This is a genomic window from Flavobacterium sp. GW823-FHT04A11 (assembly GCF_058796535.1).
The window spans coordinates 3,220,391-3,244,222 of record NZ_CM179503.1; the positions used below are offsets into that span (position 1 = coordinate 3,220,391).

The 23,832-nt window shown below is 33.6% G+C and carries 25 protein-coding genes; 17 read left to right on the forward strand and 8 right to left on the reverse strand.

Annotated features, from left to right (window positions below; translation table 11 throughout):
- Positions 1-187: 187 nt before the first annotated feature.
- Positions 188-679, forward strand: a complete 492-nt coding sequence (locus AC3QL1_RS13810; RefSeq protein WP_492492186.1) for a TlpA family protein disulfide reductase — start codon at positions 188-190, stop codon at positions 677-679.
- 203 nt (positions 680-882) lie between these two features.
- Positions 883-1,356, forward strand: a complete 474-nt coding sequence (locus AC3QL1_RS13815) for a hypothetical protein (RefSeq protein ID WP_492492188.1) — start codon at positions 883-885, stop codon at positions 1,354-1,356.
- A gap of 190 nt (positions 1,357-1,546) precedes the next feature.
- Here the strand turns inward: AC3QL1_RS13815 and AC3QL1_RS13820 are convergent, their stop codons facing one another.
- Genes AC3QL1_RS13820 through AC3QL1_RS13830 form a run of 3 tightly spaced genes read right to left on the reverse strand, consistent with a single transcriptional unit; the run spans position 1,547 to position 3,368 of the window.
- Positions 1,547-2,047 (reverse strand): hypothetical protein, encoded by a 501-nt coding sequence (locus AC3QL1_RS13820; protein ID WP_492492189.1) that lies wholly within the window; start codon positions 2,045-2,047, stop codon positions 1,547-1,549.
- A 56-nt stretch (positions 2,048-2,103) separates the two neighbouring features.
- Positions 2,104-2,970, reverse strand: coding sequence for a chromate resistance protein ChrB domain-containing protein (locus AC3QL1_RS13825; RefSeq protein ID WP_492492191.1), 867 nt, complete (start codon positions 2,968-2,970; stop codon positions 2,104-2,106).
- Positions 2,971-2,984: 14 nt separating this feature from the next.
- A complete protein-coding gene (locus AC3QL1_RS13830) occupies positions 2,985-3,368 on the reverse strand; it encodes a hypothetical protein (protein WP_492492193.1) in 384 nt (127 codons plus the stop codon).
- Between the two features lie 220 nt (positions 3,369-3,588).
- Here AC3QL1_RS13830 and galA point away from each other — a divergent pair, with 220 nt between their 5' ends.
- Positions 3,589-6,402 (forward strand): beta-galactosidase GalA, encoded by a 2,814-nt coding sequence (galA, locus tag AC3QL1_RS13835; protein ID WP_492492195.1) that lies wholly within the window; start codon positions 3,589-3,591, stop codon positions 6,400-6,402.
- A gap of 235 nt (positions 6,403-6,637) precedes the next feature.
- Complete coding sequence (locus AC3QL1_RS13840) at positions 6,638-8,212, forward strand: Na+/H+ antiporter (RefSeq protein ID WP_492492197.1); 1,575 nt, start codon at positions 6,638-6,640, stop codon at positions 8,210-8,212.
- 205 nt (positions 8,213-8,417) lie between these two features.
- Here the strand turns inward: AC3QL1_RS13840 and AC3QL1_RS13845 are convergent, their stop codons facing one another.
- Both AC3QL1_RS13845 and AC3QL1_RS13850 read right to left on the reverse strand, forming a co-directional pair.
- A complete protein-coding gene (locus tag AC3QL1_RS13845) occupies positions 8,418-9,449 on the reverse strand; it encodes an MBL fold metallo-hydrolase (protein ID WP_492492198.1) in 1,032 nt (343 codons plus the stop codon).
- A 226-nt stretch (positions 9,450-9,675) separates the two neighbouring features.
- The gene (locus tag AC3QL1_RS13850; RefSeq protein ID WP_492492200.1) at positions 9,676-10,260 is read right to left on the reverse strand and encodes a Crp/Fnr family transcriptional regulator; all 585 of its coding nucleotides are present in this window, start codon (positions 10,258-10,260) and stop codon (positions 9,676-9,678) included.
- Between the two features lie 343 nt (positions 10,261-10,603).
- Between AC3QL1_RS13850 and AC3QL1_RS13855 the strand changes: the two genes are divergently transcribed.
- From AC3QL1_RS13855 to AC3QL1_RS13870, 4 genes are all read left to right on the forward strand, one after another.
- Positions 10,604-11,476 (forward strand): helix-turn-helix domain-containing protein, encoded by an 873-nt coding sequence (locus AC3QL1_RS13855; protein ID WP_492492201.1) that lies wholly within the window; start codon positions 10,604-10,606, stop codon positions 11,474-11,476.
- 185 nt (positions 11,477-11,661) lie between these two features.
- Positions 11,662-12,075, forward strand: a complete 414-nt coding sequence (locus AC3QL1_RS13860) for a (R)-mandelonitrile lyase (RefSeq protein WP_492492203.1) — start codon at positions 11,662-11,664, stop codon at positions 12,073-12,075.
- A gap of 20 nt (positions 12,076-12,095) precedes the next feature.
- Positions 12,096-12,506: a cupin domain-containing protein gene (locus tag AC3QL1_RS13865; protein ID WP_492492204.1), complete on the forward strand. Its 411-nt coding sequence runs from the start codon at positions 12,096-12,098 to the stop codon at positions 12,504-12,506.
- A 173-nt stretch (positions 12,507-12,679) separates the two neighbouring features.
- Positions 12,680-13,732, forward strand: a complete 1,053-nt coding sequence (locus tag AC3QL1_RS13870) for an NAD(P)-dependent alcohol dehydrogenase (protein ID WP_492492205.1) — start codon at positions 12,680-12,682, stop codon at positions 13,730-13,732.
- Between the two features lie 142 nt (positions 13,733-13,874).
- Here AC3QL1_RS13870 and AC3QL1_RS13875 read toward each other — a convergent pair whose 3' ends face one another.
- A complete protein-coding gene (locus tag AC3QL1_RS13875; RefSeq protein WP_492492206.1) occupies positions 13,875-14,462 on the reverse strand; it encodes a DUF4142 domain-containing protein in 588 nt (195 codons plus the stop codon).
- A gap of 263 nt (positions 14,463-14,725) precedes the next feature.
- Between AC3QL1_RS13875 and AC3QL1_RS13880 the strand changes: the two genes are divergently transcribed.
- The 5 genes from AC3QL1_RS13880 to AC3QL1_RS13900 all read left to right on the forward strand — a co-directional run bounded on the left by AC3QL1_RS13880 (position 14,726) and on the right by AC3QL1_RS13900 (position 19,425).
- Positions 14,726-16,489 carry a hypothetical protein gene (locus tag AC3QL1_RS13880; RefSeq protein ID WP_492492208.1) on the forward strand — a complete coding sequence of 588 codons (1,764 nt, stop codon included), beginning with the start codon at positions 14,726-14,728 and terminating at the stop codon, positions 16,487-16,489.
- Positions 16,490-16,624: 135 nt separating this feature from the next.
- Positions 16,625-17,071: a DoxX family protein gene (locus AC3QL1_RS13885; protein ID WP_492492209.1), complete on the forward strand. Its 447-nt coding sequence runs from the start codon at positions 16,625-16,627 to the stop codon at positions 17,069-17,071.
- Between the two features lie 192 nt (positions 17,072-17,263).
- On the forward strand, positions 17,264-17,503 hold the full coding sequence (locus tag AC3QL1_RS13890) for a DUF7218 family protein (protein ID WP_492492211.1): 240 nt from the start codon (positions 17,264-17,266) through the stop codon (positions 17,501-17,503).
- A gap of 29 nt (positions 17,504-17,532) precedes the next feature.
- The gene (locus tag AC3QL1_RS13895; RefSeq protein WP_492492213.1) at positions 17,533-18,618 is read left to right on the forward strand and encodes a DNA topoisomerase IB; all 1,086 of its coding nucleotides are present in this window, start codon (positions 17,533-17,535) and stop codon (positions 18,616-18,618) included.
- Between the two features lie 159 nt (positions 18,619-18,777).
- Positions 18,778-19,425, forward strand: a complete 648-nt coding sequence (locus AC3QL1_RS13900; RefSeq protein ID WP_492492215.1) for a DUF5661 family protein — start codon at positions 18,778-18,780, stop codon at positions 19,423-19,425.
- Between the two features lie 67 nt (positions 19,426-19,492).
- Here AC3QL1_RS13900 and AC3QL1_RS13905 read toward each other — a convergent pair whose 3' ends face one another.
- Entirely contained in the window at positions 19,493-20,143 is a 651-nt protein-coding gene (locus AC3QL1_RS13905) for a hypothetical protein (protein WP_492492217.1), read from the reverse strand.
- Positions 20,144-20,394: 251 nt separating this feature from the next.
- Between AC3QL1_RS13905 and AC3QL1_RS13910 the strand changes: the two genes are divergently transcribed.
- The 3 genes from AC3QL1_RS13910 to AC3QL1_RS13920 all read left to right on the forward strand — a co-directional run bounded on the left by AC3QL1_RS13910 (position 20,395) and on the right by AC3QL1_RS13920 (position 22,501).
- Positions 20,395-20,970 carry a YciE/YciF ferroxidase family protein gene (locus AC3QL1_RS13910; RefSeq protein ID WP_492492219.1) on the forward strand — a complete coding sequence of 192 codons (576 nt, stop codon included), beginning with the start codon at positions 20,395-20,397 and terminating at the stop codon, positions 20,968-20,970.
- An 86-nt stretch (positions 20,971-21,056) separates the two neighbouring features.
- Positions 21,057-21,788 carry a DNA-formamidopyrimidine glycosylase family protein gene (locus tag AC3QL1_RS13915; protein ID WP_492492220.1) on the forward strand — a complete coding sequence of 244 codons (732 nt, stop codon included), beginning with the start codon at positions 21,057-21,059 and terminating at the stop codon, positions 21,786-21,788.
- A complete protein-coding gene (locus tag AC3QL1_RS13920) occupies positions 21,785-22,501 on the forward strand; it encodes a DUF72 domain-containing protein (protein WP_492492222.1) in 717 nt (238 codons plus the stop codon). Before AC3QL1_RS13915 ends, AC3QL1_RS13920 begins: the two co-directional genes overlap by 4 nt.
- 112 nt (positions 22,502-22,613) lie before the next feature.
- On the opposite strand, the gene AC3QL1_RS13925 is transcribed toward AC3QL1_RS13920, so the two are convergent.
- Positions 22,614-23,117 (reverse strand): pyridoxamine 5'-phosphate oxidase family protein, encoded by a 504-nt coding sequence (locus AC3QL1_RS13925; RefSeq protein WP_492492223.1) that lies wholly within the window; start codon positions 23,115-23,117, stop codon positions 22,614-22,616.
- A 244-nt stretch (positions 23,118-23,361) separates the two neighbouring features.
- Between AC3QL1_RS13925 and AC3QL1_RS13930 the strand changes: the two genes are divergently transcribed.
- Entirely contained in the window at positions 23,362-23,793 is a 432-nt protein-coding gene (locus AC3QL1_RS13930) for a response regulator (RefSeq protein ID WP_492492225.1), read from the forward strand.
- Positions 23,794-23,832: the final 39 nt, after the last annotated feature.

Below are 23,832 nucleotides of genomic sequence, written 5' to 3' on the forward strand. Positions count from 1 at the left end.
AGCAAAAATTTAAGATGGAAGAGAAGAAATTGGAAGATTTTAGTAAAGAAAATTTATATTTGCTTGTGAAAATTAATCGCGCAAAGTCGCAAAGACGCAAAGTTTAAAAACATTGTCATTTCTACTCGCGTTGAAAAAAAGCTGCGATTTTGCGAGACTAAAAAAAACGCCCCAAACAAATCAAACTATGAAAAAAACTTTACTTATTCTAGGATTCTTATTGTGTTTAATTACAAATTCAAAAGCTCAGGTAGTTGGAACTGATATTGGTGATATCGCTCCCGAAATTGATCTTCCGGATACAAAAGGAAACAACGTGGTACTTTCTTCCTTAAGAGGAGATTTGGTTTTGGTTGATTTCTGGGCTTCATGGTGCGGACCCAGTATTAAGGAACAACCTGAACTAATAAAATTATACAACACCTATCAGGGAAAATTTTCGATTTACAGTGTTTCTATGGATACTAAAAAACCGCTTTGGCTGGCAGCAATTGCCAAACAAAAATTACCGTGGATTCAAGTAAGCGATTTAAAATACTGGACTTCGCCAGTTGTTGGCGATTATATGCTGCAATCTGTTCCGTTAAACTTTTTAATTGATAAAAACGGAATTATCGTAGCCAAAAACATTCACGGAAATGCTTTGAATGAAAAGGTGAAGAGTATTTTAGCACCGTAAAAGTTTAGTTTGTGTCAGGTTTCAGGTTTTTCCAAACTTTGCTTTTAAACTGGAATTCATGCAACGTACATCAAACCCGACAGGTTTTAAAAACCTGTCGGGTTTACTCGCATTGTGATCTTTGTCAAAGTTTTAAACTTTGACAAAGATTCTTCTTGAAACTTGAAACCTGAAACAAAAGAAAACCTGAAACAAATCAAATTATGGAATCAAAACTCAGTATATCAGAATTTCGTGCCAGATTAAGGGATAATACAGAGATTGGTTCTCCGAAAACAATTTTGGGTCAGGTTAGAATATTTCCTATTTCCGGGGCAATAAAGCCTTTTTATGGATTCTTTGACGATAACAGTTTTAGTCTGACGGTAAATTCAAAAGATTCATCAACCTATTATATTGTAAAAGGGAATTATAAAGATCTTAATAACAGACTTAAAGTAGATTATAGTATTGAACCAACCGATAAACTAAAGCTGCTTTGGGCAAGGTTTTCTCCCATAATTCTGATTCTCGCAATCAACATATTTTTTCTTTTTTTTGCCAAAGGACTTCGAAGAGCATCTACAATTGTTAATTTGTTTTTGCTTTTTATGGCTTTCTATTCGAGATGGAAAGAGGAGAAGAAGCGGGAAAAATTAGAGAAAAAGTTTCTTACTATTTTTGAAATAAAAAGGTAAAATAACGACGCGAAATATCTTTGTCAAAATTTTAAACTTTAACAAAGATTGTGGGTGATTTTGGATAATAAATTTCTTTTGAAAACGAGTGTCCTAGCCCTGATGGGAGCGGCATCCTTTTGTGCCGGGGTTCGGCACAAAAGATACAGCGGACAGCAGGAAACAGCTCCTTAAAATTTTAATCAAAGTTTTAAAAAGCAATTCCAAATTGAAAACCTACAGTAAAACTTGCTGGGTGATCATTGCCAAAACGCACAGGAAGCGGAACAGCGACAAAATAGCTGCAATTCTCGCTTTTTATCACCGTTTTATTAATTACCGGAGTTACGCCATATCTTCCGCTGCTTTCAAAGGCAGCTCTTCCGGCAAAAGTAAAACCGTCTCCTAATGCGACTAAAACACCAGGATGAAATAGTATATTGGTAACCTTATCTTGTCCGTTTTCGGCTTTTATATTGGGAACAATTTCAAATGAAAATCCTATTTTCGAGCTCTTCCAGATGTTAATTCCCGTTGGAAAACCTACGGCATAATAATCTCTGAAATTTAAATTCGTCTGCTCATTACTAACAGTAATTATGGGATGAAGAATGCCGAAATAACCTGTTATTTTAGGATAAGTAGTTTGAGCAGATGCAATAGTGCTCAATGAAAATAAAGCAATAGTAAAAAAGTGTTTCAACGAAATCATGATAGTTTGGTTTATAGAAACAAAACTATACAGACTTAAAAACTATAAATAGAACGCTATTTACCTTTTGTATCTGGATTACTTTTTAGTGCATTTTTTCTATAGGAAGAAGGATTTTTTCCTGTTTGTGATTTGAATATTCTGGTAAAATGACTTTGGTCTGAAAAGCCGGTCATATATGCAATTTCAGTTAAAGTATAAGTTGTAGTTTGGATTAGATGTATGGCTTTTTCGATTCGTAATTTCCGAACATATTCTCCAAAATTTAAATCTTCAAAATATTTTGAAAATTCCCTTGATAGATAAGACGGATTGAGTTCTAAATCATTAGAAATCTTTTTCAGATCAAAAGTAAACTGAGCATCGATTTGATCCTGAATTATATCTTTTAAATCTTTAACCCAGGAAGGCGTTTTTTTGCTTGATTTCTTTTCATTCAAAAACTTATTATAGACTTCGTGAAGTAAGTTTTCGAAGGGACTATTTTGCAAATGATTTTGTTTGTAAAGATGCGTAGCCCAGCTATATAGAGCATCATATAGTATCATGCCGTTTTTTAGCAATTCTAAATCGTCTGTGATATTATAAGAAAGTCCGGCAGAAATTGCCCACAGTCCTGCGGATTCTTTTGCGATCCCATGCTGATCAGTATCTGCACCACGAACAATTTTCGACATAATTAATACCGCAGGATCTTTAATCTGATACTTTTTTATGATGTAGTCAAAAGTGCATTCGTCATTATAATGCGTAAATTCTACATCAGGAATATCAAACGGAACTGCGTTTAATTCTTTTGCTTTCGCAAGGACTTCATTAAAAGGAACATAAATAAATTCAGCTTCAGGATCAACAAATTTTTTGATGAGCCAGGGACACGCAATTCTGTCAATTTTTGGTCTTTCGCGCGTAATCCACTTCATTTTGTTTCTTTATATTAATTCAAACCATCAATAATAGTTCGCACGCCTCCAAAATTTGTTTTTAGAAATTCGCGAACCTGAAACTGCGTTTTATTTCGGGTTTTGCTGTCCCATTCCTTAAAATCATAAACGTGAATATTTTTCGCATACGGATTTGTTACGAAAGAAAGTCTTGCGATTGAATATTTAAAAAATTTTAGTTCATGCGAAATATGTCGGTTTGGCACAACGATAAGGATGGTTTCAAAATCCAGGTAATTCTTGGGTACGTCGTCTCTTTCGTTCAGGCCAAGATGCTCAAAAAAAACAATTATTTTTTGATCATTTAGTTTGTCAATTTCATGGTCTATACGCTTAATAGTGCTTAGAAGCGTATTTTCGTCTTTAATAACACTCATGGTACTACTATTTTTGTTCAATTTCTATATAAAATTACATCAAAAGATCAATATTCTCCCAATGAACGCCTCATAGAATGATTCTAAATTTTTAAAGCCTAATTTTCAGCCGTAATCAGGCACAAATAATTATGTTTTGATGAAATACTATTATTTTAATCAAATTAAAAACAATATTTTTATCGCTATTTTACAAACCATTTCCGTTAACCGCGTTTTTATGAAGACTATTTTTCCTAAAGGAATTCTTTTCTGCTTTATTTTTTTGATATTCAATTGTACTTCGGCACAAAATAAATCAGAGAGAGATTTAATTTTAATCGATAAAGACTGGCGTTTTTCGTTTGGACATTTATTTGATACCGAAAAAGATTTTGGTCATGCAACGGGATATTTTTCATACTTAACCAAAACCGGATTTGGAGATGGCCCGGCAGCAATAAATTTTGATGATCGCGCGTGGCGAAAACTAGATCTTCCGCATGATTGGGCGGTTGAACAATCGTTTAGCGAAAAAGCGAGTTTTAGTCACGGATTTAAAACGGCGGGAAAAGGTTTTCCTGAAAAAAGCATTGGCTGGTACCGAAAAAAAATCAACATTGCTGAAAGTGATAAAGGAAAGATTATTTCACTAAAATTTGACGGTGTTTTCAGGAATTCAAAAGTGTTTTTTAACGGCTATTTCCTCGGAACAGAAGAAAGTGGTTATAATGGTTTTGAATATGATGTAACGGCTTATGTGAATTATGGCGGCGAAAATACAATCGTTGTTCGTGCTGATGCATCGATGGAAGAAGGCTGGTTTTATGAAGGCGCCGGAATTTACAGACATGTTTACTTGAAGAAAACAAATACAGTTCATGTTTCAGAAAACGGAACTTACGTAACTTCAGAAATAAAAGATAAAAGCGCAGTAATTAGCGCCGAAGTTACGATTGAAAACAAAGGAAATTATAAAGGTGCGATTGAAATTATTCAGACAATTTTAGATGCTGGAGGAAAACAAATTGCTACTGTTTCTGAAAACGGAATAGCTCCGGCTTTTTATAAAACAACCAATTTTACTTCGAAATTAACGGTAAATAATCCATTGTTGTGGGATATAGAAAATCCGAATTTATACCGCTTAGTCACTGAAATTAGACAGGAAGGAAAAATTACAGATCGTTATGAAACTTCTTTCGGAATAAGAACCATAAAATTTGATGCTGAAAAAGGTTTTTTCCTTAACGGAAAATCGGTAAAACTAAAAGGAACGAATAATCATCAGGATCATGCGGGAATTGGAACGGCTTTGCCTGATGAACTGCAGTATTTTAGAATTAAAAAACTAAAAGAAATGGGTTCAAATGCCTATCGTTGTTCGCATCATCCGCCAACGCCGGAATTGTTGAAAGCCTGCGACGAACTTGGAATGCTGGTTATTGATGAAACGCGTTTGATGGGAATTAACGATTATCATTTGAATGATTTGGAACGAATGATCAAACGTGACCGCAATCATCCAAGTATTTTTTGCTGGTCTGTTGGAAACGAAGAATGGAATGTTGAAGGTAATATTGTGGGCGAACGCATTACAAATGTGATGCAGGATTTTAGCAAAAGCATTGATCCTAAAAGACCTGTAACAGTGGGAATTAGCAGCGGTTTTAAAAGCGGAATTTCGTCTGTTGTTGAAATTATGGGTTATAATTATCTTGGAAACGGAGATATTGATGCGCATAGAAATGAGTTTAAAAACCAACCGGGAATGGGAACGGAGGAAGGTTCGACTTTTGCAACGCGCGGTGTTTATTTTACAGATGATGCCAAACATTATCAAAGTGCTTATGACAGAAAACCGCGTCCGAGTTTTTATAGTATTGAAGAAGGATGGAAATTTTATGCAGAAAGACCGTATTTAGCGGGAATGTTTATCTGGACAGGTTTTGATTATCGCGGAGAACCAACGCCTTATGGCTGGCCATCGGTTACGTCTTATTTTGGAATGATGGATGTTTGCGGTTTCCCGAAAGACAATGTTTTCTATTTGAAATCATGGTGGGGAAATGAACCTGTTTTACACATTATGCCGCATTGGAACTGGAGTGCAGGCAAAGAAATCGATGTTTGGGTGCATTCTAATTGTGATGAAGTCGAACTTTTCCTAAACAAAGAAAGTCTGGGCAAAAAGAAAATGGAACAGTACGGACATTTAGAATGGAAAGTAAAATATGTGCCCGGAACGCTGGAAGCTGTTGGTTATAAAAACGGAAAAAAAGTACTTTCGGATATTCAGAAAACGACAGAGAATGCTCAAAATGTCAAATTATCTGTTGATAATGAAAACGTTTCCAACGCTAATGTTGTGGTTGTTACGGCTGAAACAACAGATGAAAAAGGGGCGCATGTGCCAACTGCAAATCACGAAATAACATTTTCTGTAAAAGGAGGAAAAATTCTTGGAGTAGGAAATGGCAATCCAACTTCATTAGAAAGAGATAAATTTATTGATAACATAGATCTTGTTGTTATAACTAATTTTGAGGAGAAAAAATTAGCTTCTGCCGAAATTTCAGGTCAGATTAACGAAGCTGATAATAACTGGAAAGAAGCTTTTAAAGACAGAGATTATAAAAATCAGGCGCCGGCGTATGTGTATCGAGGTAAATTTGATTTGAAAAATAATCTCAAAACCAATACTGTTACTTTCTTTTATAAAAAGATTGGTGTGAATGCAGTCGTTTTTGTCAACGGAAATAAAATTCCGGCAAGTGCAGAAGATGATCAGAAATATGTGCTGAATGCGGCTATTTTAAAACAAGGTTTAAACACGATTCAGATTATTGCGCCGCCTTTGCAAAAAAATAAAGACTGGGATGTTATGAATACTGATCCCGGAATTATTCAGGTAATTACTCCGGCAGAATCCTGGAAACGAAAACTTTTTAATGGTTATGCACAAGTTATTATTCAGAAAGACGAAAATTCGGGCGAAGTTGTTTTATCGGCTACAGCCAAAGGATTAAAAACGGGTACGATTAATATTAAATAGACATCTGTTAAAAAATGTAATCTTAAATTACTGTCAGGCTGAGCGTAGTCGAAGCCCTTTTACGGTATAAAGCCTTCGACTACGCTCAGGATGACACTTGTTACTATAGGTTAAAAATAAATCTAAGAATTAAAAAGTCTGAGATTTATTTTTCTGTAGAATATTTCCTATCTTGATATTTAAAAGATTAAATGGTTTTAATTCGAATTTTATCACTCTTAAATAATACTCTCCAATGTTGAATAATCTTGCGTTTTATTTAGGTATCGTCATTGTCATTCTTTTTTTAATTATGGCGAGCAACAAAATAAAAGTTGCTTATCCGGTTTTGCTGGTTTTAGCGGGATTGGCAATCAGTTTCATTCCCGGTATTCCGCTGTTGCGTATTGATCCGGAACTGATTTTTTTTATATTTCTTCCACCATTATTATATGAAGCATCGTGGAAAATTTCATGGAAAGAACTCTGGAAATGGCGTCGTATTATAACGAGTTTTGCCTTTTTAGTTGTTTTTTTTACGGCACTTTCGGTTGCGCTGGTTTCCAATTATTTTATTCCCGGATTTTCTTTAGCACTCGGATTCTTGCTTGGTGGAATTGTTTCTCCTCCCGATGCCGTAAGTGTTGGCGCTATTATGAAATTTGTAAAAGTGCCTCGTCGCATGTCATCCATTTTAGAAGGCGAAAGTTTATTAAATGATGCTTCGTCTTTGATTATATTTCGCTTTGCGCTGATAACCGCCGGAACCGGACAATTTGTTTGGTACAATGCCGTAACCAGTTTTGGATGGATGGTATTGGCAGGAGTTGGAGTTGGTTTGGCGATTGGTTTTGTCTTTATGAAACTGCACAAATATTTACCCACAGATGCCAATATCGATATTGTATTGTCTTTGATAACACCTTATATTATTTACCTCGTTGCCGAAGAAATTCATAGTTCAGGAGTTCTTGCCGTTGTAAGCGGCGGATTATTATTATCCAACAACAGGCTTTCGTTTTTAAGCAGTACCTCGCGATTGCGTGGCGTCAATGTTTGGGAAAGTTTCTGTTTTATACTTAACGGATTAATATTTATGTTTATTGGTCTCGACTTGCCTGAAATTACTTCGGGATTAGGAAATGTGAGTCTTCCATCGGCTATTGGATATGGTCTTCTGGTTACGTTTGTTTTAATTGTTGCGAGAATAATATCAGCTTATGCGGCCGTAATTGTAACCCTGATTGCCAGAAATTTCATAACCGTTGCAGACAGCAGACATCCTGGTTATAAGGGTATTGTAATTATTAGCTGGTCGGGTATGCGAGGCGTTGTATCATTGGCGGCAGCATTATCGATTCCGGTTTATGCACAAGGCGGCGCTCCGTTTCCGCAAAGAAATTTGATTCTCTTTATCACTTTTGTGGTCATATTAACGACTTTATTACTTCAGGGACTGACACTTCCGTGGCTTATCAAAAAAATAAATATGCCCGATCCTGATTATATTATGCCAGACGATGAAATGTATAATAAATTAAGACGATTACTTTCTCAGCAAGCGTTAGATCATTTAAAAACAAATTACAGCGAACATCTTGAAAATGAAAGAGTTTTGCAACAATTAGCAGAAAAATGGGAAGATGCAAGCGCTTCCAGAAATGAAGATATATTAATGACCGAAGAAGCCAAAAAAGTCTACAGAGAAATCCTCGACCTTCAAAGGCAATGGCTGAGAGATAAAAATAAAGACGAGAGAATTGATGAGGAAATTGTACGTAAACATATTTTACATCTTGATTTAGAAGAAGAGAAGCTGCATTTTTTGTAAAAAAAAATTAGGTTTCAAGTTTCTTTTGTTTCAGGTTTCAGGTTCAACTTTGTCTGTAAACTAAAGTTTACACTCAGTTTTGTCAAACTGGGAACGTAGTGAACCCGACAGGTTTTTAAAACCTGTCGGGTTTGTCATTTTAGGAAAACCTGAAACCTGAAACCTGAAACCTGAAACCTGAAACCTGAAACCTGAAACAAAAAAACTACAAAGCCTCTTTCTTAGAAACCCTCTTCCAAACGCCTTTTTCTTTTACATAATTTTCCGTTACAGAAACATTTTTCGCTTCTCTTCCTTCAGCCTTAAGGACTTCGATATAAGTGAATACAGCGGTGTTTTCATCAGAAGAAACAATTCTGAAATCTTCAGCGGTTAAAGATTGATTTTGTTTGGATAAAAGTTGCAATAAAGGTTCTTCTTTAATGTATTTGCTTAATTCAGAAGTAGAAACTGGACCATTATGCGTAGGATAAATTGTTTTTACCTTATTATCAATTGCAATTTTCTCGATACGTTTTAGATTTTCGTCGGCAAGTTGTTTGTTTTCATGATAAAAATGTTCTCTTACATGATGACCGTCAGGAACAAGACCGCCATTTTGAGATTTAAAAGTCCCGACAAAAGTATCGCCAACGAAAAGATTTTCTCTAATAAGAATTAATAAGTCACCCGGCGTGTGCCCGCCTTTAATTGGAATAATTTTTCCTGTAAAACCATATTTTTCAAGATCAATAGTTTTATTTTCTACTATAACATCCGGAGTAAAAGGTTTATAATCTAGATCACAATAAGGACGAAGTCGGGTACCCCAAATACTCACATCTTCCGATTTTGACAGTTCTGTTTTTCCAGATGTAAATTTGCCTAAATCGGCTTTGCTACCTGCAATTTTGGTTTTAAAAGTTTGTTGTAGAAATGCTGCATTTCCTGCATGATCTCCATGTCCGTGCGTTACAATTGCTAGCGTAATGTTCTCAGGTTTAAATCCAAGTTTTTTGATCGAATTTACCAAACTGTCCTGATATCCGGGAAGCGGAACTCCCGTATCAATTAATAATAATTTATCTGAATTTCCTTTTACAAGATAAGCCTCAGTGAAATAATTCTGAATATGGAAAATCTGGATTTTTTTACTCTCAGTTTTATTTTGTGCATGAATGCTAAAGTTGAAAGCAAATAAAAAGAACAGCAATAAAGAATATATTCCTGTAGGGTTGAGATTAAATGTTGTTTTCATTTTTATTGTATTAAATTATTTTGTCAGTATTGACTATGCAAATTTGTGACAGAATAAAGGGAATAAAAATGAACTGGTTTAGGAAATTCGGTTGAACCAGTTTAACTTTTTTAAATATAATCTATTTAATATAAGGTTTATAATAACACATTTTCAGAAGACACCAGGATTAAAAAATCAAAGTTTAGAAACCTTAGTACCTTAGCGACTCAGAACCTCAGAATCTTTATTTAGAAATTTTTCGATTCCGAATTTTACTTAAATATTCGGTACTAAAACCCAGATAAGAAGCTAATGCATATTGCGGAACACGCTTTGCAATTACCGAATATTTGCTCATGAATTCGTCATAGCGTTCTTCGGCTGTTTTGGTGAAATTTGATAAAAGTCTTTTTTGGTGATAAGCCAGGGAACGCTGGGTAATAATACGTTCGAATTTTTCCAGTTTCGGAATTTCCTCCAAAAATTTCTGCTCATCTTCATATTCAATCTGAATGAGAATCGAATCTTCCAGCGCTTCCACAAATAAAGTCGCAGGTTCCTGATAAATCAAACTGCTGTAATCAGATATCCACCAGTCTTCTATAGCGAAAGACAACGTATGTTCCTTGCCTTCATTATCAACTAAATAACCTCTAAAAGCACCTTTTACAACATAACTTTTGTGTTTGCATACAAATCCCGGCTGCACAATAAATTGTCTTTTTTTGACTTTGGTAATTTTCAAAAAAGTAGCCAGATGCGTTTTTTCAGCATCTGTCAAATCAACATATCTTGAGATATAATCTATTACGGGTTTTACTTCTTTCATGAAAACAAAGATAAAGATTTTAAGTTTCAGGTTTGTTTTGTTTCAGGTTTCAGGTTCAACTTTGTCGATAGTTTGTCATTTCGACGGAGGAGAAATCACATAACGTAATTACAGTTAGTCGCTCTCCGGATGTGATCTCTCCTCTGTCGAGATGACACAATAGGAGTGTAGTGAACCCGACAGGTTTTTAAAACCTGTCGGGTTTATCATTTTAGGAAAACCTGAAACAAAACAAACCTGAAACAAAACAAACCTGAAACAAAACAAACCTGAAACAAAACAAACCTGAAACCTGAAACAAATATTTTCCCCAACTTTTATTTGATTTTCATAACTTTGTAAAATGAAAGAGCAAATAGAATGTCAGGCAACAGAACTTGGTATAAACGATTTAAAGCTGAAAGGTTTTAAAGTTTACGAAGTAAATGGTGATGTGAGTAAAATTCCAACCTATAACCGCAGGGATTACTACAAGATTTGTATTAATACCAGCAAAAGCCTTATTCATTATGCCGATCGCGGAATAGAAACTGATGGAACTATTTTGTTCTTCGGAAATCCGCATATTCCATATTCCTGGGATATTATTTCGCCTGTTTATCATGGTTACGCCTGCGTTTTTACCGAAGATTTTTTGAAGGTAAATGATCGTTCTGAAAGCCTTCATGAATCGCCTTTGTTTAAAATAGGCGGAACTCCAATTTTCTCATTATCAGCAGAACAGAAAGTTTTTGTAGATTCGCTTTTTGTAAAAATGATCGAAGAACAAGAAACAGATTATGTTTTTAAAGATGATTTGATGCGCAATTATATCAATTTGATTTTGCATGAATCGATGAAAATGCAGCCTTCGGAAAATTTCTTTAAACATAAAAATGCTTCTTCCAGAATAACTTCACTATTTTTGGATTTATTAGAAAGACAGTTTCCAATTGAAACAAAAGATGAGCCACTCCTTTTAAAAACCCCGCAAGATTATGCCCAAAGTCTTGCCGTACACGTAAACCACCTGAATCGTTCGGTAAAAGAAATTACCGGAAAGCCTACTACAGCGCATATTACAGAAAGAATTATTGGCGAAGCAAAAGCCTTATTGCAACACACAGACTGGAGCATTGCAGACATTGGTTACTCACTTGGATTTGAATATCCGAGCTATTTTAATAACTACTTTAAAAGACTTACAGGAACAATTCCGAAATCATTGAGAATGTAAATTGTTTCATATTCTTAATTTTTTGTTTGATTATCGTTATCTGAGATCGTATTTACTAAAGTAATTTTGCGTCGAAATAATTAGTATTAATCCTTTATCGGTTTTCTGCGAACTAAATTAAAACTTCTAAAAGCACATTCTTGCTTTACTGATTTAGTTTTCCCGATAGTAAAAAACAAATAATTATGAAAACTTCAGAAAATCAATTAAACGAAATTTTTCCTAAAGGCGATTTAGCTTCGGCAGATTACTTTACAGGAAATGCCTGGGTTAAAATGTTAGTGCCAAACGACCCAAATTTAAATACTGCAGTTGGTAATGTCGTTTTCGAACCCGGCGCAAGAAACAATTGGCACACACATCCGGGTGGACAAATTTTGATTGTTACAAACGGAACAGGATATTATCAGGAAGTAGGAAAACCAATTCAGCTGCTTAATGTGGGTGATGTTGTAAACATTCAGCCTAAAATAAAACATTGGCACGGAGCAACTCCAAACAGTGAATTTATCCACATCGCGATCAGCACCAATACCGAATCCGGAATTGTAGACTGGCTGGAACCCGTTACCGATGCTCAATACAATAGCTTTCAATAACTAACTTAAAACAACTAATTATGTCAACAACCTATTCTACCGTAATCGAAGAAGGGAAAGTTCCCAATACTTATATGACTGGCGACGTTTCCTATAAAAAACAAACCAGCAATATTCACCCTGAAAATACTATGATAAAAGAAGTTGCTTTTGAGCCCGGCGCAAGATGCAACTGGCATATTAATCCAAGTCTGCAATTGCTTATTGCGACAGACGGTATTGGATATTTTCAGGAAAAAGGACAAGCGATAAGATTGCTTCACAAAGATGAAGTAGTAACTATTTTACCGGGAATCGAACATTGGTACGGCGCAACACCTTTCAGTAAATTTTCATACATCGCGATTATTACAGAGATTGATAAAGGTTCAGGAAGCTGGTTACAAAGCGTAAGTGATGAAGAGTATTTTAGTTTTGGAAAAATAGGCTAATTAGATAATTTTTCAATTAGATAATTAGATAATTCTGAACTTATTGGATCATTTTTATCCGTGTATTAAACCCGACAGGTTTTAAAAACCTGTCGGGTTTACGGTACGCTGAACCTGAAACCTGAAACAAATAAACTTGGAACAAACAAACAAAAAACTAAACCCCCTTAAATATGGAAATAAAAAACGTAAAAGCCTTTGGTACAGAAGCTGCCGAAGAACCGTTGAAAACATTAGATATTAAGCGCAGAGGCGTATTGGCACACGACGTAGAAATCGAAATTTTGTATTGCGGAATTTGCCATTCTGATTTGCATTCTGCTCGTAACGAATGGCACGGTACTGTTTATCCAATTGTTCCCGGACATGAGATCGTGGGAAGAATTACAAAAGTAGGCGATCATGTAAAAAACTTTAAAGTTGGAGATTTGGCGGGAGTTGGCTGTATGGTTGATTCTTGCAGAGAATGTGAACATTGTAAAGAAGGCTTAGAGCAGTTTTGCGAGCCTGGAAATACTTTGACTTTCAATTCTCCGGATGTTCATTTGGGCGGACAAACTTTTGGTGGATATTCAGAAAGTATTGTTGTCGATGAAAATTATGTTTTGCACATTTCAGACAAACTTGATCTTGCCGGAGTTGCGCCTTTATTATGTGCAGGAATCACGACTTATTCTCCTTTAAAACACTGGAAAGTTGGTCCCGGACAAAGGGTAGGAGTTGTAGGTATTGGCGGTTTAGGACATATGGGAATCAAATTAGCAAAAGCGATGGGCGCGCATGTGGTAGTTTTTACAACGTCATTGTCAAAAACCGAAGATGCAAAACGTTTGGGTGCAGATGAAGTTGTTTTGTCGACAGATCCGGAACAAATGGCTAAATATGCCAAAAGTTTACATTTTATTTTAGATTGCGTTTCGGCACAACATAATATAGATGAATACCTGAATTTACTAAAAGTCGACGGAAATATGGTTTTGGTTGGCGCTCCAATGGAACCGCTTCCTGTAACATCTTTCAGTCTTTTAATGGGAAGAAGAAGTTTCGCCGGATCAAACATTGGCGGAATTGCTGAAACTCAGGAAATGCTAGATTTCTGCGCAGAACACAACATCACCGCAGATATTGAATTAATTGGCGTAAACGACGTAAACAACGCTTACGAAAGATTACTAAAAGGAGATATCAAATATCGTTTTGTGATTGATATAGCTTCCTTAAAGTAGCTAAGGTTCTAAGTTGCTAAGATGCTAAGAAAAAAAAACTTAGTCACTTAGAACCTTAGCAACTTAGCGTCTTAAAAAAAATAACCCCTTAAGCAATTCAACTCTTAAGGGGTTTCTCAAAAAAAATACCAGTACCAATTTTTTATTTTTTGTCCAGATTTTGTTTTAGCATTTTGGCATGTTCTAAATGTGCGGTTAAACCGGCAATATTATTAGAAGCCCATTGTCTAACGTCTGGATCTTTAGCATCTTCCGAAGCTTTTTTAAGTTTATCAATTGCTTTTTCATGACCATCGATCATCATGTCAGCAAATTTTTTGTCAAAATCAACACCTGATTTTTCGTTTAGTTTTTTGTATTCTTCCTGACCTTCTTCAGTTAGTGAAGTTGGTAAAGTAAAGTTTTTAGTTTTTGCTAATGCACTTACTTCAGAAGCTGATTTAGTGTGTTCATCAACAAGCATTTGACCAAATTTTTTCACTTCAGTATTTGTACTCTTAGTTTGAGCTAATTTTCCAATTTCAATTTCAGCTAAGTTAATTTCAGCCTGATCTACTAAGAATTCAGAATCATCTTCCTTACTGTCGATAGAGTCAAATTTAGCTTCGTTAGCATCTTCAGCAACCTCTTTTGGATCCTCTTGTTTAGTTTCGTTTTTGCAAGAATTCAAGAATATAATGATTAGTCCGGCGCCTAAAATAACTTTTCCTGCTAATAATAACTTTTTCATGATTTTATGGTTTAAATGTTATGATGTAAAATTATTCAGGTTGTAGCAGGAATGTCTTACAGTATTTTTTAATAATGTTACAGGATTTCAAGATTGCGGTTTAAATAAACCAGTATAAATACTTGGTTATAATTTTTAATTTATAACTACACTTGTGGAAATATTAATTTTAATGGAATATGGTTTTCCTTAAAGTAGCTAGAGATTAAAAAAATATTTTTGTAAAAATATTTTTTATCATGCTAAAATTTAAATGACGAAATATGACACAAAATCCCAAAATCTATAGGATTGATAAAGAAAATCGTCTTTTAAAAAGATTAAAGACTACAGAATCAATAATAAAAAAAATAATAAATAATTCTATAGTTACAAGTTTTAATTCGGAGAATTTAAAAGAAACTGTAATAGATAATTTAAAATATTTTTTATATGTATTTAATACAAATGATTTTGTATCTGAATGGAAAGAGTTTCTACCAAATGAGTTAACAAAAGAAGATGACTTCAAACAACAAAAGTTATCATTAATTTTATTTATCGAAACAGAATTTGATATTTTTACAATTATTGGAGGGAATTCCTATCAAATCATTTTGCCTTACATTGACCATTCTTTTGGTCTTAACATTTATGCGAGAATAATGAAGCCAGAAAGTGATGAATTGGCATCAATTAAATCGAGAGGTATTACCGGATCAATTATTGGAGAAAATCAACAATTTAGAGGTAAATATAGAATTATTGATTATATTAAATTTGGTAAAATTCCACAAGAAATACATTTAAAACTAAGTCAGGAAATATCTGATTTGCATTTTAATTTTCTTAAAATTAAGGTAAATGATAGAATACAAGTAAGTGTTGGTAAGTCATTTAAAATAAAAAAAGCAGTTGATTTTCAAAACCTACATAAAATTATAAATGAACTTACAATTATAAATGAATTAGTTCCATCAGATTATCTTAGTTCATATCAAGAAATAACAGATGAGAATTTTATTGAGAATTTTTGTAAGCCTGAATTAATAAACAGAATCTACAATGATATTGGAAATATTGATAACCGCAATTTGAATCCTAACAAGAGGTTTGAACATGATTTTACTAATCCAAATAACATTGAAAAATTTTATGAGGCTGATGAATTTAAATTAAAAGAAAAAGATGAAGAACATGGTTATACAGTTTTTGGGAAAGTAAATGACAGAACAGAAATATATAATGCAGTATTAAAAAGAGCAGTAGAAAGATTTGGAGATAATGATCGATTTCATTTTAAAGTCTTTTTACAAGGTGTTAGAATATCATGCTATCAAAATAACGTGAGAAAAAGTACAATTTCTTCGGGATTTTTATTCCATATATCAACAGAATTTCCTGTTCAAGGGAAACCTATATTTTTAATTGATACGAAATGGTATTTATTGAGAGATTCTTTTATTAATGATTTAAAAATAAATACAGAACATATACTAAAAACGTATGCTGCCCCAAATCATATTTTAAATTTAAGTTGGAATAAAAATGTTATTAAAACAGAAAAATCATATAATTTACAATATAATGAACTTTCGAATTATATAGTGATTGACACCATTATTGTAGATGGATTAGAACTTTGTGATATTTTAAAATATGATGATGAAAATTTATATTTAATTCATGTTAAATATGGATTCAGTTCAAATATGCGTGAATTAACTAATCAGGTAACTATTTCTGCGAAAAGATTAAAAGAAGCTTTAGGAACAGAGGAAAAATCTATATTAGATAAAGTTTATTTTGCTCTGGTTGATAAAAAACATAATATTGACAACCTAACTCTCGAAGAATTTAAGAATCTATTTAATAAAAAAATAAGCTATGTTTTATCCTTTACTTCACATTTAAAAGAGGATTTAAAAGTTGAATCCAATATAGAAAAATTTAATTCTAATATTGCTAGATTTTCATTAATTCAATGTTCAAGTGATATGCGAACTAATTATTATAATTTTCTAACAACTCAAATTAGACGAGAGTAAAAGTTTATTTTTATAATTTAGAAGTAATCTATTTTACGTTTAGTAAATTTTTAAGAAGGGATACGAACCCATAAGCGAATTATTTTATTTTAAAACAAAACAGAATTAATTTACCTCAAACAAAACCACAAAACCATGTCATCAATGATCAATCAAAAATCAGTTAAAATATTTTTACGTTTAGCACTTTCCGTTGGTTTTCTTTCGGCGGTTGCAGATCGATTTGGATTTTGGAGTAAAGAAGTTTCGGCTTGGGGAAATTGGGATAATTTTGTAGCGTATACCAAATTATTAAATCCCTTAATTCCTGAAAGTCTGGTTAATCCTGTTGCAATACTTGCGACAGTGGCAGAAATTGTTTTCGCCATATTCTTGCTTTTAGGTTTCAAAACAGAATTGTTTGCCAGACTTAGCGGTTATTTATTATTGCTTTTTGCTTTGTCGATGACCTTTTTTACAAATATAAAAGGCGCGTTTGATTATTCGGTTTTTACAGCTTCCGGAGCAGCTTTTGCCTTGAGTTTGATGAAGGAAAAATATCTTGAAATTGATCTTTATCTGCAAGCAAATAAAAACGTATAACTCAGAATTCATAATCCATAATTCAAAAAAATCCCCTTCGTCGCGGCGAATGGGATTTTTTTGTTTTGGAAATCATTTGAGGTAGAGTTAATTATGAAAATCTGGAAAATAATTATATAACGACTTCACAGGGGTTTTTAAAGAACTTTGATCTTACATTTTACTGAATTTCTAACCGTAAATTTTATTATCATGCCAGATCCTCGAATTAAAAACGAAAAGCAATATCAAGCTCTGTTAGAGATAGGATATAGTAAGGAAAAAGCAGCACGTATTGCCAACACGCCTGATGCAGGTCAAAAGGGCAGTAATGCAAAACCATACGAAGAATGGACAAAAGAGGAATTATACCAGCAAGCGATAAAAGTTGGCGTTCCCGGACGTTCTTATATGAATAAAAACAATCTCATTAAATCATTACGCAATAACTAGACAGAAATTTATTTTCTACCACATAAATTATGAATGCAAAACTCTCTCAGGAAAAATTAATGAAGCAATTGATACAATCACCTCAATTGGTTCTCGAAAAATTAGATTTGGTGTATGTAAGTGATCATAGCCTTACGATTCAGCGTTGTAAAGAAGGCGAGGAGTTTATTTATAAAAAAAATGGAAGATGCGTAAAACAAAAAAGCGAATTAAAACGCTTTAGCAGTCTTGTGCTTCCGCCGGCGTGGGAAAATGTCCGAATAGCAGATTTATCAAACGGCCATCTTCAGGCTGTAGGAACGGATGTTAAAAACAGAAAACAATACCGTTATCATCCAAAATGGAATCTGATTAGAAATCAGACTAAATTTTATAAAATAGCCGAATTCGGAAAATACCTTCCTAAAATAAGAGAACAGGTCGATAAGGATTTGGAACAAAAAGAATGGTGTAAAAATAAAGTTACCGCGCTTGTGATTCGGTTAATGGAAGAAACCCATATTAGAATCGGGAACGAAAAATACGCAAAAGACAATAAATCATACGGACTTTCGACTTTAAGAAAACGACATATCAACATCAATAAAAATACGCTGCGTTTTGAATTTGTTGGAAAAAAAGGCGTAAAACACACCATAACAACCAGAAACAAACAATTGGTAAAATTGGTAGGAAGATGCGAGGAAATTCCGGGTATGGAAGTTTTTAAATACTATGATGAAAATGGCGAACGCAAAGTGCTCGACAGTCACATGGTCAATCAATATCTGCATGAAATTACAGGGAAATATTTTAGTGCCAAAGATTTTAGAACATGGGGTGCATCCTTAATATTTTTTGAAACCTTAGCAAGCATTGGAACAACAACTGACGAAAAAGAAATAAAAAAGAATATTGTTGAAGCTTTTGAAACTACAGCCGAAGCTTTGGGAAATACTAAAAATGTATGTAAAAATTATTACGTACATCCGCTCCTTGTAGCGAGTTATGAAGATGGGTCGATTCAGCAATATTTTGACAGAGCCAGAAAATGCCGCAGCAATCAGCCGCATTTTTCACATTCAGAAATTGCTTTTTCTGAATTGATAAGTAATTTTCAACCCGAATTTTCATAAAAAACGGATTGAGCTAAAAATTGATCGTTTTGAGTTAACACAATCTCTTTTTATATGGCAACTTTGAAATATATAAAAGGGATTCAAGTTGGGGACAAAACGACACATTACCAATCGGTACATGTGTCGTTTTATTTATAATAATAATCAAATAAAAATATGGGAACGAAAAGTGGTGCTTATCAGGATGTCTACATCAAAAGAGATGACAAAATGGTAAGTTTGAAAGATGATGTAACAGATTTTTGTAAGAAATACATCAAACCTGTTCATCCGGAAAATTGGGATTGGTCAGTCAGAGATTTTGAAAATCCCGAAAATGACCCCACAATAGAAGAAGCAAGAGCCATTGGAGCTGTTGTATACAGAGATTTACATAAAGACCAGTATACAGATGTCGATCTTTCGACCATGAATAACGTCGAAGCTATTAAGGCGTATTTAAATCCAAATAGCAGACACGAACGATTTAATATGGAAGAGTTTGCTTTTGCCTTAAAAGTAGAATTGGAACACGGCCGTATCAAAGATGTTAATGTTACCAACAATCATCCGTTTTTAACCGCCATGATTGCACTGGCACACATGACCGAAAGTTTAACGTATTATAAAAGACTGGCAGTTATGGAAGCGCAAGGCGAAATTTTTGAAATTATGCGTAAAATCGAAAATTCTGTAACAGGAAAAGAAGAATGGTATAAAGAATTAGGCAAAGCCGAAATGGAATTGACCGAAGCCAGAATGGGACTTGCAGAACGTTTAGAAAAAATGGACGATATACCGACACTTTCTAAGATTGGAGATTAAATTTATAAAGTTATAAGCATAAAAAAGCCGTTAATACAATTATTAACGGCTTTTTTATATCCGGAAATTAAAATTTTCTTGGATCATTATCAGGGTAATTATCTCCAGAATCTTCTTCCTCAATTTCATCCGGCTCAAGGTCATCTTCTAAATCATCATCGTCATCAGGATCCAATTCCTGTAAATCATTATCTGATTCTGTTAACTCTTCAGAATCTGACGGATTGTCAAATTCATCGTTTAAGTTATCTGCATTTTCATCATACAAAAGATCTCCAGTTGTATGTGTGTGATCGTCAAGTTCTTCCTCTTCTTCTTCTTCCTCGTCATCCAGATATTCTTCATCTTCTTCCTCATCAAATTCATCTGCTGAGTTGGTAAAATCATCATTTACATTATCTGACGGATTGTCAAATTCATCTTCGGCTTTCAAATCATCGGCATCATCTATAAGATCGCCCGGCTGATGAAAATCATCATCTAAATCGTCCAGATCATCTTCATTTGTAATGCGTTCCTGATCCGGAATAGCCTTGTTAGGATCATATCCGTTTCGAATAGAAGAACCGTAATTTTGAATTTCTTCCTGACGGCTCGCCTTTTTCATTTCGTCATTATTATACAGTTTTTCATTCATCACTGTATTTTGTCTGTTTAAATTAGGATTACGCGGATCTTTATTTGCTACAGCGCTATTTCTTTTATCGGTAGTTTCCATGATAAGCATTTTAAAGTTCATAATATACAAATCTATTGTGTAAGTACTATGAATTCATTATAGAATTAATTATGCTAATTATATAATTTACAGATGATTATAATATAATTTATCAGTAAAAAGCTATAACAAAATGATAATCTTACAATATACTTTTACATTACATAATTCGACACATTATATATTATGTTAGAAAATTAATTATATCAAAATAGAATTATAACAAATATTAATTATAACAAAACACTATTATGGAAACTAAAAACAAAAAACAGACCACCGCAAAGCCAACAGTTAAAGCAGGCGTAGTAAAACCAAAATCAAGCGCAGCTTCAGGTTTAACAGAACTTTTTGAAGATGGATTAAAAGATATTTACTGGGCAGAAAAAGCGTTGACAAAAGCACTTCCGCTTATGGCAAAAAATGCAACATCGCCAGAACTTATTGATGCACTTACAAACCATTTAACCGAAACAGAAGAACATGTAACGAGATTAGAACAAGTGTTTGAAAGTATTGGTAAAAAAGCAACTGCTAAAAAATGTGATGCAATGGAGGGGCTAATTGAAGAAGGCAAGAGTATCCTTGAAGAAACTGAAGTTGGCGTTGTTCGTGATGCAGGAATTATTGCTGCCAGCCAGAAGATCGAACATTATGAAATTGCCACTTATGGAACTTTAAGACAATTTGCTGAAACACTTGGTCTTACTGAAGCCGCATCTTTATTAGAATTAACCCTTGATGAAGAAAAAGGAGCAGATAAAAAATTAACAGAAGTTGCCGTAGCCGCAATTAATGTAGAAGCAGCAGAAGAAGACGAAGAATAAACTTCGAAAGATATTTAAAAGTGCAGTGTAAAAACTGCACTTTTTCATTTTAAATTCAAATTAAGCATTAATAAAATACAATCATTATGCCCGAAGGCCCGTCAATACAAATACTTAAAGAAGAAACTGAACAATTTTCGGGACAAAAAGTAATTTCTGTTTCGGGAAACAGCGCTATAGATTTAGATCGAATGGAAGGTAAAATACTGCAGGAAATTAAAACCTGGGGAAAACATTATTTAATGTGTTTTGATGATTTTACCGTTAAAATTCACTTGCTAATGTTTGGTACTTATCGCATTAACGAACGAAAAGAAACAACGCCGAGATTAAGTCTCGTTTTCAGGAACGGAGAACTTAATTTTTATACCTGTTCTGTAAAAATTCTGGAAGGCGATATTAATCAGCATTATGATTGGGAAGAAGATGTAATGAATATTAAATGGAATCCCGAAAAAGCAAAGAAAAGTCTGGAGAAAATTCCAAAACAAATGATTTGCGATGCAGTTCTGGATCAGAATATATTTTCGGGCGTTGGAAATATTATTAAAAATGAAGTTTTGTACCGATGTCAGATTCATCCGGAATCTTTAACGGGGAAAATTCCATCGGATAAAATAGAAGAAATAATTGACGAATGTTCGATTTATAGTTTTCAATTTTTGGATTGGAAAAAGAAATTTGAATTAAAAAAGCACTGGCTTGCCCATACCAAAAAGATTTGTTTGAGATGTAATCTTCCGTTTATAAAAAAACATACCGGTGTCAAAAAACGCCGTAGTTTTTTCTGTACCAACTGTCAACAATTACACACATGAAAAAAGAAGTACTAATAGGATGCTCCAGTTACAATAACCGTTTTTGGAAAGGTATTTTCTATCCCGAAGATTTACCAACCAAAGAGTGGTTCAGTTTTTATTGCCGGCATTTCAATACTTATGAAATGAATGGTACTTTTTATAAATTTCCAACACTTCGAATCATGGAAAACTGGTATAAAAAAGTACCTGATAATTTTTTGTTTTCGGTAAAAGCACCAAAAGAAATTACGCACATTAAAAAATTTGTCGACTGCAAAGAGCTAATCGCAGAATTTTATAATGTTTGTGATGATGGCTTAGAAGAAAAATTAGGCTGTATTCTTTTTCAGTTTCCCCCAAGTTTTAATTACTCCGAAGAAAGGCTTCAGAATATTATTAAAATCTTAGATAAAAGTTTTAAAAATGTAGTCGAATTTCGCCATAAAAGCTGGTGGAATCAGGATGTTTGGACTGCTTTGCAACAATATAATATTACTTTTTGCAGCGTAAGTTATCCTGGATTACCTGAAGATATTCTAACAGAATTTCCGCTAACATATATTCGCATGCACGGAAATAAAAAGTTGTTTTATTCCAGTTATTCAACCGAAGAATTAGAAAACATCAAAGAAAAAATAGCACATAAATCAGGTTTTATTTATTTTAATAATACCGCAAGCGAAGCAGGGATTTTAAATGCTATAGAGTTTAAGGAAGCTGTAAAAATTTAACCGCAAAGTTCGCTAAGATTTACGCAAGGTTCGCAAAGTTTTTAATCTTTGCTTTGTGTCCTTTGCGTAAATCTTAGCGAACTTTGCGGTTAAGAAACTATGCGGTAAGAAATTACAATTTCAAACTTCCTTCAATACCGTCATCCATTGTTTTTCCTGTAACAAAAGCCGCGGTCATTTTTGCAATTGCCACCATTTTACCGTTTTTATTGTTCCAGTAATAACCATCTTCCGGAATTACTTTAATGATACTCAAATTCGGATCGTCTTCACCGCCTGGCATCCAGACTTTAATAATCGGATCGTATAATTCTTTAATAATTTCCGGATTGTATAAAATACTTGCCGTTCCGTGTAAGGTTAAAAACTTATCATGCGGCTCAGAAAAGAAGATTTCGACTGTTGGATTCTGAGTAATTTCGGCATTTTGACTGCTGTTTCTGTCAGATAAAAACCAAAGTTGTCCCAAATCATCGATTTTTTGTACAGACATTGGTCGCGATTGCAGCTTATTTTCTATGTTATAAGTACATAACATGCACGTTTTTATGTTTTCTGCAAGATCTTTTATTTTATCTACAGCAAATTCGTTTGTTAGGTCTTTATGATCTCCCATGACTTTGTATTTTTAAGTTATTTATGATTATATTTTTAAAACACTGATTTACTTCTTATTAAGTAATTTTATGATTTAAAAATTCCTATTTGTAAAGTTGCTGTTTTTTGTGTTTTTTTCTTTTATAGAATTAAAATTAGAAGTTATGAGATTTCTATTTTAAAGTTTTGTGAGAATTTAAAATCAATTGCTATTTTTATTAATTTGGATTATCTTTGGAGCGTAATAATCCCACTTTCATAATATGACAGATTTAACCGTATTCTATACAGATGATGATGAAGATGATTTAAGCATTTTCGCCGATGCTGTTGAATCATTGCCAAAGAAAATTAAACTTTTGACGTATAATGGTGGAGATAAGTTGCTAAAGGCGATTTATAACCCGCCGCCAACGCCTCATGTAGTTTTTTTAGATTTAAATATGCCGGGTAAAAACGGTTTTGATGTGCTGACTGAACTTAGAAATTCTGACGAAAAAAGAAATATTCCAATTGTCATTTTTTCAACTTCAAATGAACCGGGAATCATCGAAAAATGCCGGAAACTTGGCGCAAATCTTTTTATTACAAAGCCTGTTTTAATGAAAGATATTGTAAAATCTATAGAACATGCTTTAGAGATCGACTGGAAAAAATTTGTTCCCGGGCCTCAAAATTTCGTTTATAAATCATAAGCGCTTCTTATAAAAAAAACAAAAACACCAAATTCAAAA

Coding starts and splice junctions, on each gene's coding strand:
- AC3QL1_RS13820 (WP_492492189.1), bottom strand. CDS start 2,047: ATGATTTCGTTGAAACACTTTTTTACTATTGCTTTATTTTCATTGAGC.
- AC3QL1_RS13930 (WP_492492225.1), top strand. CDS start 23,362: ATGACAGATTTAACCGTATTCTATACAGATGATGATGAAGATGATTTA.
- AC3QL1_RS13875 (WP_492492206.1), bottom strand. CDS start 14,462: ATGAAAAAGTTATTATTAGCAGGAAAAGTTATTTTAGGCGCCGGACTA.
- AC3QL1_RS13845 (WP_492492198.1), bottom strand. CDS start 9,449: ATGAAAACAACATTTAATCTCAACCCTACAGGAATATATTCTTTATTG.
- AC3QL1_RS13920 (WP_492492222.1), top strand. CDS start 21,785: ATGAAAAAAGAAGTACTAATAGGATGCTCCAGTTACAATAACCGTTTT.
- AC3QL1_RS13880 (WP_492492208.1), top strand. CDS start 14,726: ATGACACAAAATCCCAAAATCTATAGGATTGATAAAGAAAATCGTCTT.
- AC3QL1_RS13815 (WP_492492188.1), top strand. CDS start 883: ATGGAATCAAAACTCAGTATATCAGAATTTCGTGCCAGATTAAGGGAT.
- AC3QL1_RS13865 (WP_492492204.1), top strand. CDS start 12,096: ATGTCAACAACCTATTCTACCGTAATCGAAGAAGGGAAAGTTCCCAAT.
- AC3QL1_RS13870 (WP_492492205.1), top strand. CDS start 12,680: ATGGAAATAAAAAACGTAAAAGCCTTTGGTACAGAAGCTGCCGAAGAA.
- AC3QL1_RS13840 (WP_492492197.1), top strand. CDS start 6,638: ATGTTGAATAATCTTGCGTTTTATTTAGGTATCGTCATTGTCATTCTT.
- AC3QL1_RS13915 (WP_492492220.1), top strand. CDS start 21,057: ATGCCCGAAGGCCCGTCAATACAAATACTTAAAGAAGAAACTGAACAA.
- AC3QL1_RS13850 (WP_492492200.1), bottom strand. CDS start 10,260: ATGAAAGAAGTAAAACCCGTAATAGATTATATCTCAAGATATGTTGAT.
- AC3QL1_RS13910 (WP_492492219.1), top strand. CDS start 20,395: ATGGAAACTAAAAACAAAAAACAGACCACCGCAAAGCCAACAGTTAAA.
- AC3QL1_RS13825 (WP_492492191.1), bottom strand. CDS start 2,970: ATGAAGTGGATTACGCGCGAAAGACCAAAAATTGACAGAATTGCGTGT.
- AC3QL1_RS13855 (WP_492492201.1), top strand. CDS start 10,604: ATGAAAGAGCAAATAGAATGTCAGGCAACAGAACTTGGTATAAACGAT.
- AC3QL1_RS13885 (WP_492492209.1), top strand. CDS start 16,625: ATGTCATCAATGATCAATCAAAAATCAGTTAAAATATTTTTACGTTTA.
- AC3QL1_RS13830 (WP_492492193.1), bottom strand. CDS start 3,368: ATGAGTGTTATTAAAGACGAAAATACGCTTCTAAGCACTATTAAGCGT.
- AC3QL1_RS13860 (WP_492492203.1), top strand. CDS start 11,662: ATGAAAACTTCAGAAAATCAATTAAACGAAATTTTTCCTAAAGGCGAT.
- AC3QL1_RS13890 (WP_492492211.1), top strand. CDS start 17,264: ATGCCAGATCCTCGAATTAAAAACGAAAAGCAATATCAAGCTCTGTTA.
- AC3QL1_RS13895 (WP_492492213.1), top strand. CDS start 17,533: ATGAATGCAAAACTCTCTCAGGAAAAATTAATGAAGCAATTGATACAA.
- AC3QL1_RS13905 (WP_492492217.1), bottom strand. CDS start 20,143: ATGGAAACTACCGATAAAAGAAATAGCGCTGTAGCAAATAAAGATCCG.
- AC3QL1_RS13900 (WP_492492215.1), top strand. CDS start 18,778: ATGGGAACGAAAAGTGGTGCTTATCAGGATGTCTACATCAAAAGAGAT.
- galA (WP_492492195.1), top strand. CDS start 3,589: ATGAAGACTATTTTTCCTAAAGGAATTCTTTTCTGCTTTATTTTTTTG.
- AC3QL1_RS13925 (WP_492492223.1), bottom strand. CDS start 23,117: ATGGGAGATCATAAAGACCTAACAAACGAATTTGCTGTAGATAAAATA.
- AC3QL1_RS13810 (WP_492492186.1), top strand. CDS start 188: ATGAAAAAAACTTTACTTATTCTAGGATTCTTATTGTGTTTAATTACA.